The organism is Nostoc sp. DedQUE02 (genome assembly GCF_034531035.1).
In the GTDB taxonomy this organism is placed as follows: Bacteria; Cyanobacteriota; Cyanobacteriia; order Cyanobacteriales; family Nostocaceae; genus Nostoc.
Genome location: NZ_JAVRBY020000003.1, coordinates 41,335 through 53,962, shown reverse-complemented (window position 1 = coordinate 53,962; position 12,628 = coordinate 41,335). Strand labels below are relative to the sequence as shown.

The following is a 12,628-nucleotide window of genomic DNA, read 5'->3' as shown; positions in this document are numbered from 1 at the left end:
GGGCGATAATTTTATTAGATGTTGGGAAAAATTATGAAACTATTTACAATTGGTGACAGTATTTCTCAAGGCTTTATGTCTTTGGCAGCAGCCCGGACAGACCTTTGCTTTTCAACTTTGATTGCTAAATCAATGGGGCTACAAGTTGGTGCTGAATATCTTTATCCTGAATGGCCGATGGGGGGACTACCAGCCAATATTGAGAAGATTTTACGGCGTTTGGAGAAAAAATATGGCTCAGATATCAACGCCCTAGATTGGCTGACCATATTACCAACTCTTGAGGGGGTACTAGATGAAACTGAAGATTACTATGAACGGGAAGGAGGTAGTGCCCAACAGCGTTATCCAGGAGGAATTGACTTCTTCCACAATGTAGCAATTCAAGGTTTTGATATTGCTGATTCTTGGATGATTACACCTAATATTTGTAAATATCAAATTGAAATTAGTAACGAAAAAGGAGAAGGCAAACCTGATTTTTTAGGTCTGCCTAATGCTGCGTTCTACCGAACAGCACTTAAAGTTCTCAACCCATCTTTAAACGCTATTTATGACAACTATAGTCAATTGGATTGGTTGGAACATCATACAAGCACTCCACAGGGAGTTGAGAATTTAATTCTCTGGTTAGGATCGAACAATGCCCTTGGAACTGTCATCAGTTTAGAAATTAATCAAACTCCCAATGACTCAAATAAAACTCTCACAAACCCAAGTCAAAAACCCGAATCATTCCGTGAGGTAAGAGAACAATGGAACCTGTGGCATCCCAAAGATTTTGAAGCTGAATATCAAGAATTGCTTGATCGCGTTGATACCATCATGCAGGGTAACAACAATCCTGATTGGAATGTCTTCATTGGAACAGTACCGTTGGTAACTATCGTACCTTTAGCAAAAGGCGTAGGCCCAACTACTGAAATTAATATTCCTGGAGATGATAGACCTTCAATTTACTACAAATACTATACTTATTTTCCTTTTGAAGAGGATACAGTTAGAAAAACTGGAACTTTATACCTAACGCTACAAGATGCCCTCTACATTGATGACTGTATTCGCAGCTACAATCAAATAATCAGAGAACTGATCAAAAGTAAGAACAGTAAATATCAGCGATCGCGGTATCACATTGTTGAACTTGCTGATGCCTTACAAGAAATTGCCTTCAAGCGAAATGCTGGAGAAGTGCAGTATGATTTTCCCGAATATTTCAACTTTGTCTATCCCCAAGTCAACACCAAATACTACCATGCAGACACAGCCGGGCGACTTCGACAAGGTGGACTATTTAGTTTAGATGGCATTCATCCATCTGCCATTGGTCAAGGTCTAATTGCTTATGAATTTCTTAAAGTAATGGCGCAAGTTGGAGTTGTTAATAGCACCGAACTAGATTGGAAATCAATCTTTTTTAGCGATCAACTTTATTCACAACCGATTACTTTAATGCATGAGTTTTACGATAATAAACAATTTGTTGAAACCATTATCAAGCTGTTTGGAAGAAATCCGCTTGCTAGAAACACACCTATGGCTAGAAGAGTTGGTTAAACTAATAAGTCTAAGGCAGGAGGCAGTGCGTTAGGCTTTAGCCCTAATGCACCATACTTAATATTTACTTTATAAATGGTCTGTGATGCGATCGCTGAAGCTTTATTAGATTCAGATATGCTGTTTCTTGTCAAGCGGTTTGGTGTACTAAATGTATTACTACATACCATTGCTGATGAAAACATAAAGTTTTATATAAAAAAGATAATCTTTTATTAAAGTCTAGTTAATTACCGAAAATCATCTATATTAAATAATTACTTAAATTAACTTTTATCGCTTCATTATCTGTATACTTAATCTAGTTAATTACTAGGATTACTATAGTATCAATTTACTATAAGTATCAATTTAGTAGCAAGCGATCGCTCTATATTTCTTATGGGTTTGACTAGTCATAGCAGTAGCCAGTGAGATTAGGACATTAAGTGATTGTTAAACATCGGCATCCAGAGACTTTTAACTCTGTTGCCTATTGCCTATTGCCTGTTCACTGCTATAACTTTAAGCCTGTATTTTGTCGTAGCTTTTTACAAAAATCATACTGGATTCTGATATTCAATCCATAAGAATCCTTGTCCATATCTCAAAATTTCTGCACTATCTTAAAACCCAAAAAAAGAGGATAAAATCATGGTCATTCTAGGAACAAACAATAATGATAATTTAGTCGGCACTTCTGGAAATGATACTATTCAAGGCTTAAACGGTAATGATACCCTCTCTGGGCTGGGTGGAAACGATCAATTATCAGGTGGTGCTGGAAGTGATACCTTATCTGGCGGTGCAGGAAACGACCAATTTGTTTTCGAGTACTTTGATAGTTCTGTTGTTGCCAAAGTCCAAGATATTGTTACAGATTTTCAGAAGGGACAAGACAAAATAGACCTTAGAACTCTAGGCATCAGTGACTTTGATAATCTGTTATTGCTGATAAGTAATGATATTGATGGTAACGCCATCATTAGCGTCAGATATCGAGTAGTAGATGGCGATTATTATTATCGACTCAAACTCAATGGCATTAGCAGCAGCCAATTACAAGCGAGTGATTTTATTTTCAACAGTGCAGTTGTAGATAACACCATTACAGGAACTGCTTACAATGATGATTTGTTTGCTGGTTTAGGTAACGATACTTTGCAAGGTGGTGACGGTAATGACCGCTTATTTGGCGAACAAGGAAATGACAGATTATTAGGTGGTTTTGGAAAGGATACCTTGTATGGTGGTGCAGGGAACGATGAATTTGTTTTCGAGTACTTTGATAATTCTATCCTTGCCAAAGAGCAAGATATCGTCATTGATTTCCAAAAGGGACAAGACAAAATAGACCTTAGAACTCTAGGCATCAGTGACTTCAATAATCTCTTACTACTCATCAGTGATGATGTCGATGGTAACGCCATCATTAGCGTCAGATATCGAGTGGTAGATGGCGATTATTATCATCGACTCAAACTCAACGGCATTAGCAGCAGCCAATTACAAGCGAGTGATTTTATTTTTAACAGTGCAGTTGTAGATAATAACATTACAGGAACTGCTTACAATGATGATTTGTTTGGTGGTTTAGGTAACGATACCCTCTCTGGTGGAGACGGGAATGACCGCTTATTTGGCGAACAAGGAAATGACAGATTATTAGGTGGTGCTGGAAAGGATACCTTGTATGGTGGTGCAGGGAACGATGAATTTGTTTTCGAGTACTTTGATAATTCTATCGCTGCCAAAGAGCAAGATATCGTCATTGATTTCCAAAAGGGACAAGACAAAATAGATATTAGAACTTTAGGCATCAGTGACTTCAATAATCTGTTATTGCTAACAAGTAATGATGTCGATGGTAACGCCATCATTAGCGTCAGATATCGAGTGTTAGATGGCGATTATTATTATCGACTCAAACTCAACGGCATTAGCGTCAGCCAATTACAAGCGAGTGATTTTATTTTCAACAGTGCAGTTGTAGATAACAACATTACAGGAACTGCTTACAATGATGATTTGTTTGCTGGTTTAGGTAACGATACCCTCTCTGGTGCTGGCGGTAATGACCGTTTATTTGGCGAACAAGGAAATGACAGATTATTAGGTGATGCTGGAAATGATACTTTGTATGGTGGCGCAGGAAATGATACTTATTCTTTCCTAGCGAATACTGCTTTAGGAACCGACACAATTATAGAAACCACAACAGGTGGTGCTGACACTATTAACTTTAGCGGCACTACAACTGCCGTCAACGTAAATCTCGGTTTAACCACCTCGCAAACAGTCAATAGCAATCTCAACCTGATTCTCTTTGCCAACAACGTTATCGAAAATACAACAGGTGGCACAGGCAATGATAGTCTCACTGGTAATACACTAAATAACACTCTGATTGGTGGTGGCGGAAACGACCGACTCCAAGGTTTAGCCGGGGATGATACTTATTCTTTTGTAGCGAATACTGCCTTGGGAACCGACACAATTATAGAAACCACAACAGGTGGTACTGACACTATTAACTTTAGCGGTACTACAGTTGCCGTCAATTTAAATTTAGGTGTCACAACTTCGCAAACAGTTAATAGCAATCTCAACCTGATTCTTTCTACGAACAACGTTATTGAAAATGCAACAGGTGGCACAGGCAATGACACTCTCACTGGCAATACACTGAATAATACTTTAATTGGTGGTAGTGGAAATGACTCACTCCAAGGATTAGTAGGAAACGACACTTATTCTTTTGTCGCTAATAGTGCCTTGGGAACTGACACAATTACAGAAACCACAACAGGTGGTACTGACACTATTAACTTTAGCGATACTACAGTTGCTGTCAACCTAAATCTAGGCGTAACCACCTCGCAAACCGTTAATAGTAATCTCAAACTCATTCTCTCTGCCAACAACGTTATCGAAAATGCAACGGGTGGCACAGGTAATGATAGTCTCACTGGTAATACGCTGAATAACACCCTAATTGGTGGCGATGGAAATGACCAACTCCAAGGGTTAGTAGGAAATGACACTCTCGTGGGAGGTAATGGTAATGATACTCTTGCAGGTGGAGTTGGTAATGATAAATATTTGTTCCAAAGCAATAGTGTATTTAACACAAGCTTAGGTATTGATACCATCACTGATTTTGAAGTCGGACAAGACCAGATTGTGCTAAGTAAAACGACCTTCAATGCTATTACTAATACTGTGGGACAGGCTTTAACTGACTTTGCAGTTGTCAGTGGTAATCAATTCGTCAACGGTAGTAATGCGCGTATTGTGTTTAGCCAAAGTAGTGGCAGCTTATTCTATAACCAGGATGGCAATGTTTTGGGCACAGGAACAGTGTTTGAGTTTGCCCGTTTAGGGAATCCTAATATTACTCTCAGTAGTAGCAATTTCAGTCTGATTGCCTAGTACTGCTTTGCCCACACTTGTGATTCAGGTGTGGGCGTTCAAGTAAGTCGGCGTACAAAAATCAACCCATGTGAGGAAATTTAAAATCAGTAAGCACATTATGAAATAATAATTATACAACTTTTATAAAACTCAATATATATACATTTTATCATGTCGGTTGACTTAACGTATCAGGAAATTAAAGTGATGCGATCGCTTACTGAAGTTTAATTATGATATTTTTAGATTAAAGTTTTATTTTCTGCTAGAAAAAACTGCTATTTGTTTTAAACTCTTTAACAGCCTTCAGCAATAACCTGAAACCACAAAATTTATTAATTTCCATAATCTTCACTTTTATTCACATATAAGCCATACATTTATGACTAACTTCCTCAACTTTGTATTGCCGCTAATATATAACCAACTGAGTGCCTTTTCTGATTTAGAAAATTTTTGGAATTTATTCGATAATGTTTTTGGTACACAATACAATCGTACTATTGCGGCGACAGTGCGATCGCAGTGGCAAGCGGGTGATTTTAGTGAGCTTCCTCAAATTGAGGTGATTAGTAGTGACATTCTAGGCAATGCTAATGGAGCTTATGCCAGTAGTACTAATAAGATTTATCTCTTGGATAGCTTTGTAGCAACTGCTGCACCAGTAGTAGTTAGTGCAGTTCTGTTAGAGGAAATTGGACATTTTGTTGATGCTCAAATTAATCAAAAAGATACTTTAGGGGATGAAGGGGAACTTTTCTCAGCTTTAGTGCGGGGACAAAGTTTAACGAATCAAGATTTAGCCAGAATCAGCACAGAAAATGATTGGGCAACTATTACTGTCGCAGGACAAATAATTGCTGTAGAACAAGCAGAACTGAATTTTTCTGTTACTTTTAACGATCCATTGGGGACATTTTCTCCCTATTACTCTGCAATACAGTCTCACATATTGGCTGCTGGATCGTATTGGGATAACTATATTGAAGGTAATGCTAGCTTAGAGGTACTTGTTGATTTTTCTAACCCTGGCCCGACAGCTACAGGCAGAAGTGTTACTGCATCTTTTGTACGTAATAACGGAACCTTTAACGTATTTGAGCAAGGTGCAACGGCAGAAATTCGCACAGGAATCGATCCTAACGGTGCCGATCCTGACATTGAATTCAACTTCAATTCTGATTATCTGACAAATGAGCTGTGGTTTGATCCAGATCCATCAGCACGAATTACTCCTGTGCCTAATGATAGAACAGATGCTGTTTCTGTATTCCTCCACGAGTTTGGTCATGCCTTTGCCTTCAATGGATGGAGAAATGCTTTCGACGTAACATTTCCCGGAGATTATCAATCAACATTCGATGAACAAACTATTTTTGATGGAAGCAATTTCTTCTTTGTAGGAACTCAAGCAACGAGTGTTTACGGGTCTTCTGTGCCATTGACCTACGGTAACAGCACTCATGTGGGTAACGACTTCCCCAGACCAGGAAGCGATTTGATTGCGGATTTGATGAATGGTGTAGTGTATTATCGCGGAACTCACTACAACATTTCTCCACTTGACGTTGCCATATTGCAAGACTCCGGTGTACCTATTGCTGCTAGTATTAGCAACATCACCTTAGCCTTAACTCCCAGCAGCGTAACTGAAGATGGCAGCAGCAACCTAGTTTACACCTTCACCAGAAACGGAAGCACCAGTAATGCCTTAACCGTAAACTACGGTGTTGCTGGCAGTGCCACCTTAAATACTGACTACACCCAAAGTGGTGCGGCAAGTTTTTCTAGCACCGCAGGCACCATTACCTTTGCAGCAGGTGCAAGTACAGCAACTCTAATTATTAACCCAACAGCAGACACCACCATTGAAAGTAATGAAACTGTTGCTTTAACTTTAAATTCCGGCACTGGTTACACCGTTGGTACAACAACAGCCGTCACCGGAACCATTATTGATGATGATTTGCCATCCATCACCATAGCTGTAGCTCCTAGTAGTGTCAATGAAGATGGAAGCAGCAACCTAGTTTACACCTTCGCCAGAAGCAAAAGCACCACCAATGCCTTAACTGTGAATTATGGTGTTGCTGGCAGTGCCACCTTAAATACTGACTACACTCAAACAGGTGCAGCAAGTTTTAATAGCACCAAAGGCTCGATTAGCTTTGCAGCAAGTGCAAGTACAGCAACTCTAATTATTAACCCGACAGCAGACACCACCATTGAAAGTAATGAAACTGTTGCTTTAACTTTAAATTCCGGCACTGGTTACACCTCTGGTACGACAACAGCCGTCACTGGAACCATTATTAATGATGATTTGCCATTGATTACTTTAGCCGTAGCTCCCAGTAGTGTTACTGAAGATGGAAGCAGCAACCTAGTTTACACCTTCACCAGAAGCGGAAGCACCAGCAATGCTTTAACCGTGAACTACGGTGTTGCTGGCAGTGCCACCTTCAACAGCGACTACACTCAAACAGGTGCAGCAAGTTTTACTAGCACCACAGGCTCGATTACCTTTGCAGCAGGTGCAAGTACACGAACTCTAATTATTAACCCGACAGCAGACACCACCATTGAAAGTAATGAAACTGTTACTTTAACTTTAAACTCCGGCACTGGTTACACCCGTGGTACAACAACAGCCGTCACCGGAACCATTACTAACGATGATTTGCTATCCATTAACCTCAGTGCTAGCAAGACAATAGTCGAGGGTAACACTATTCCTCAAAATGTTAGTTATACCGTTAGTCTCTCCCAAGCCAGCAACACCACTGTTACCGTCCAATATGCCACTGCTAACGGTACAGCTACAGCAGGCTTAGACTATACCAGCACCACCGGAACCTTGACCTTCAACCCAGGAAACACCAGTAAAATCATTAATATCCCGATTCTCAATGATTCCCTAAACGAGGCAAATGAAACCTTTACTCTAACTCTCACTTCTCCCACCAATGCCAGCCTTAGTACAACCAAAACTGTTACTACAACCATAACCGATACCTTGACTGCCTCAGTTACCACCATTTTGCCAACCAACGTAGAAAACCTCACCCTAACAGGAACCTCTGCAATCAACGGTACTGGTAATGCAGGTAATAATATTCTCAAAGGTAATAGTGCCAATAATAGCCTTGCTGGTGGTGCTGGAAATGATACCTATTCTTTCGTTGCTAATAGTGCCTTGGGAACCGACACAATTACAGAAACCACAACAGGTGGTACTGATACTATTAACTTTAGCGGTACTACTGTTGCCGTCAACCTAAATTTAGGTTCAACCACCTCGCAAACTGTTAATACTAATCTCAAACTCATTCTCTCTGCCAACAACGTCATCGAAAATGCAACAAGTGGCACAGGCAATGACACTCTCACTGGTAATACACTCAATAACACTCTAATTGGCGGCGATGGAAATGACCAACTCCAAGGGTTAGCAGGAAATGACAACCTCCAAGGTGGTAATGGCAATGATACTCTTACAGGTGGAACTGGTGACGATGTTCTCTGGGGAGGACTGGGTAATGATTTTCTCACAGGCAACGCTGGCAAAGATAAATATCAGTTTCAAGCTAATGGAGTTTTTAGCACCAGCTTAGGTGTTGATAACATTACTCAGTTTGAAGTGGGACAAGACCTAATTGTGTTGAGTAAAACTACCTTTAATGCTGTTAGTAATAATGTGGGACAGGTTTTAACTGACTTTGCAGTTGTCAATCAAGATCAATTTGTCAACGCCAGTAATGCACATATAGTCTATAGTAGAAGCACTGGCAGTTTATTCTATAACCAAGATGGCAATGTTCTGGGTGCAGGAAAAGTGTTTGAATTTGCCACTCTAGGGAATCCTAATATTACTTTGAGTAATAGTAATTTTAGTCTGATTGCTTAGTACGAATGTTTTGCTAAAATTAGAGCATGTTCAGAAATTAAAATCAAGGTGTAATTGTTCAACAAAAAATCGTTTTGATTTCAATCTGTAAAATTTTATTATTCTCTCAGCAAATTTAAAAAGTATTACCTCTTTTTATGACAGGTTCTACAAATCAGGTTTATCCAGTCATTTGGCACAATGACTCAGTGTCACTAATTGACCAAACTCGCCTACCAAACGAATATACATTCGTGGAAATTCACCGCAGTGAAGATATGGCGCGGGCGATTAAAACAATGATTGTGCGAGGTGCGCCTGCAATTGGTGTGGCTGCGGCTTATGGAATGTATTTGGGGGCGAGGGAAATTGAGACAAGCGATCGCACCGAATTTTTGCAACACTTAGATAAAGTAGCCCAATTGTTGCGTTCTACTCGTCCCACAGCAGTAAATTTATTTTGGGCAATTAGCCGGATGCTGAAAGCCGCCTACGAAACGCTGGGAACGGTAGAAGAGATTAAGCAAACCCTTTTCCAAACAGCCCAAGCAATCAACGCTGAAGATTTACAAACCTGTCAGGCGATCGGTGACAATGGTTTAACAGTCTTGCCCACTACCCCAGAAAAGCTAAGGTTGCTTACTCACTGTAACGCCGGGGCATTAGCTACTGCTGGATATGGTACAGCCTTGGGTGTTGTACGTTCTGCTTGGAGGGAAGGACGTTTAGAACGTTTATTTGCCGACGAAACCCGTCCCCGTTTGCAAGGCGCAAAACTCACCACTTGGGAATGTGTGCAAGAAGGTATTCCAGTTACATTAATTACTGATAATATGGCAGCCCATTGCATGAAACAGGGTTTGATTCATGCTGTAGTTGTGGGTGCCGATCGCATTGCTGCTAATGGCGACACTGCTAATAAAATTGGTACATATAGTGTGGCGATCGCAGCTAAAGCACATAATATCCCCTTCTTTGTCGCTGCACCCCTTTCCACCGTTGATTTTGAATTAGCCGATGGCAGCCAAATTCCCATTGAAGAACGCGAACCAACAGAAATCTATCAAGTTGGCGATACCATTCTCACACCCGAAGGTGTAGATTTTTATAACCCAGCTTTTGATGTGACTCCGGCTGAGTTGATTACAGCCATCATTACAGAGAATGGAGCGATCGCACCTGATAAATTAGCAAAATCACAGTTAAAGCAATTACCGATTGGTTAAATCCAAATTAATGGAGAACTTGCGCCGAGTTCTTGATAACTCTAAATCCGAATAATGGAAACTTTATAGGGGATTGCCCCAAAAAAATCTCCGACTTTTTAGAAAAGCCGGGGACTTTCAAAATTTTAATTCGCAGAGCAAAGTCGATCATCTTAACAATGACTGATTCGGCGTTAACTGTCTCTCAAAACGGCTGTAAATAATTTGGCTTGGATACCAAGAAGAAAACCAGTACAAATCTTGCATAACTTTGCAACAATTACTGTCATCTACTAACTCAAAGTGAACCAAAGCTAAATTATTCAATCCCACGACTTCTCGTCCTTCCTGAAACCAACGAGATTTCCAAAACATCAGGGGTTGTAACCATTTCCATTTTGCATTTTCGGCTCGTTTCCAGGGAGCTATCAATGATAATATATCTGCTGTGTGGACAGAAGTCTGAGCAGTGTTTCGAGGTATCCATTCCAGTACACAATGCCACTCAGAGTTAGTCAGCAACTGGCGATTATGGTGTAATTGTTTCTCGGAAATTTCTACCATATTGGGTGGGTCGATCCAGCCTATCCAATGTCGTACCTTTTCTGGTAGCAGCCAATCTTTCAATCGTGTATGAATTAGCCGCGTCAACATCTCTTCATTCTTCAATGCACTAGCGGTTAACTGTACCAAAACAGATTGTAATTTGGAATAGGTGCGTGCATAAGATAAGTGAGCAACAGAACTATAATGAATATCTCCAGATAGAATAACGACTTGTTGACGTTCCTCAAACAAAGTGGTTAGAAATTTCGCCAGCGCTTCAACATTAATGTTCCAGGCATCTCCAACATCGGTTGAAAAAACTTTTTCCTGTTGTAAGTGCCAATGATGAATCCAATCAATTACTTGTAATCCAAATACATTCGTGGGTGCAATCACAAATGTAGTTTGAATCTGAGTTTGTTCAACTACTTCTTGTAAAGGTAAAACTAGTTGTTGCTCAAAGGCTTTTGGACACAACAACATTGGTGGTGCAATTGGTTTTTGATCTGCTGGATAACCCCGCCATGTACGTGTATCCAACACAATTACTTCATGGCAATCGCTTCTGACTATGTAGTGCCAAGTCAGTGCTTCTGGATCTCGATTCAGAATAAATACCGCACCATCTCTGACTAAAATAGGTAAGTCTGTGTGGGGATCGATGGCTGGCATCCCTACATAACGAGCGATCGCTTCATTAGCCTTTTCATCCGTTCCTTGAGAAGTTGACCAAGCTTGTGCAGCCACCAGCAGCCTTTCACCTGATTTTCCTTCTGCAAATTGCCCTGGTGTATTGCCCCACCCTTGAAATACCGTGTAAGCTAACAATGCATTTTGGACTATTCTTCGCCCTAATGGTTGCCCCAGCACGCGCAAACACCAAGCTTGGTTCAAATTCCAGTCATCAGTAACATCATGGTCATCAAAGATGGTGTACATGGGAATATTGGCAAGGGCGCGGCGCACTTTCCAAAGGGTATAGATGAATTGTCGCAAATGCTTGACTGCGTGATTCCAGTCTTTGATAGCATGGCGATCGCTCGTTACTTGGTGTCCTTTGGGAAATGTTGTTGGCCAGCACACTGGCGACCAAGCGAGTAAATAAGTAGCGTAATATTCACCCAGACTAAAAAGATGACTGTTGACTTTCTCAGCTTTATTATGTAATCCTGCGGTCAAGCCAGCTTGGTTTGTCGCCACATCACCCCGCTCTCCGGGGGGTAGTTGCTGGGGAGTGCAGTAAACTCCACTCACCGGAAGTTTTTCTTCCCAACCCAAGAGAACATCACCAAGAGTAGTAGCAACCCACAACGACGGATCTGCTACATCATCTCCGTAAATTTGATCTCCGGTAAGAAATAGCTGGTGAGGGCGGCGTTGGGGTTGATTTGCTGACGCCTGAATCATACTATCGAGAATTGGTAGTGCATCAAACCCATGCCCATGAGGTTTACGGCAGGAAGCATGGACAATTTGCAAATCTTGCAGATGGTTTGGCGGTAGAGCAAAGGTTGGTTTTTGATGATCGAAGTAGCTGATGCTGACTGGAGGAGAGGAGTTTGAACATAATGCTTGTTGTAGAGTTTGCGTAGTTTGGTCAGCAACTGTAAACTGGAGGTCGTATGCATAGATGTGACCTCCAGTTAGGCGATGTCCAATTGTAGACCGAGCCGCGATCGCAACTACATGAAGATACTTACCCAGAGCAAAGGTAGAGCGTTCTCCTTCTAATAAACAATTTCCTATTACTTCACCATCATTTGTTGTGTCATAAACTTTAAGTTCTACCTGACAAGACTGTTTTAGTGCCACCCATATCGTCACAGACTCTGGCTCAGTATATTTGAGGATTGGCCCTCCTAAAATCAGTGGTAGTTCTTGTAAAAACTTGTCCCCAACTTGATACTTCATTGCAAACAGTTGACATGATGGTGTTTGAGATGTGTTACTTTGCTCCTAAATTGGTAGCCCAAACTCATCTAATCACCAATCATGCATCAATTCTTATCTGTTTAACATCAGTTGATAGCGCAAATTGATT

Annotated in this window: 6 protein-coding genes; 4 read left to right on the top strand and 2 right to left on the bottom strand. The window is 40.7% G+C overall.

All coding sequences use genetic code 11. The features are described 5' to 3' along the window. Window positions 1–33: 33 nt before the first annotated feature. A complete protein-coding gene (locus RMX98_RS04235; protein WP_322676643.1) occupies window positions 34–1,557 on the top strand; it encodes a hypothetical protein in 1,524 nt (507 codons plus the stop codon). Here the strand turns inward: RMX98_RS04235 and RMX98_RS04230 are convergent. Then, a complete protein-coding gene (locus RMX98_RS04230) occupies window positions 1,554–1,742 on the bottom strand; it encodes a hypothetical protein (RefSeq protein ID WP_322676642.1) in 189 nt (62 codons plus the stop codon). The two genes, RMX98_RS04235 and RMX98_RS04230, sit on opposite strands and share 4 nt — an antisense overlap. Window positions 1,743–2,190: 448 nt before the next feature. Between RMX98_RS04230 and RMX98_RS04225 the strand changes: the two genes are divergently transcribed. The 3 genes from RMX98_RS04225 (at window position 2,191) to mtnA (ending at window position 10,062) form a co-directional block, all read left to right on the top strand. Next, complete coding sequence (locus RMX98_RS04225; protein ID WP_409880783.1) at window positions 2,191–4,968, top strand: M10 family metallopeptidase C-terminal domain-containing protein; 2,778 nt, start codon at window positions 2,191–2,193, stop codon at window positions 4,966–4,968. A gap of 364 nt (window positions 4,969–5,332) precedes the next feature. Continuing rightward, the gene (locus tag RMX98_RS04220) at window positions 5,333–8,857 is read left to right on the top strand and encodes a Calx-beta domain-containing protein (protein ID WP_322676640.1); all 3,525 of its coding nucleotides are present in this window, start codon (window positions 5,333–5,335) and stop codon (window positions 8,855–8,857) included. 137 nt (window positions 8,858–8,994) lie between these two features. Continuing rightward, window positions 8,995–10,062 carry an S-methyl-5-thioribose-1-phosphate isomerase gene (mtnA, locus tag RMX98_RS04215; protein ID WP_322676639.1) on the top strand — a complete coding sequence of 356 codons (1,068 nt, stop codon included), beginning with the start codon at window positions 8,995–8,997 and terminating at the stop codon, window positions 10,060–10,062. Window positions 10,063–10,209: 147 nt separating this feature from the next. On the opposite strand, the gene RMX98_RS04210 is transcribed toward mtnA, so the two are convergent. After that, the gene (locus tag RMX98_RS04210) at window positions 10,210–12,498 is read right to left on the bottom strand and encodes a PhoD-like phosphatase (RefSeq protein WP_322676638.1); all 2,289 of its coding nucleotides are present in this window, start codon (window positions 12,496–12,498) and stop codon (window positions 10,210–10,212) included. Window positions 12,499–12,628: the final 130 nt, after the last annotated feature.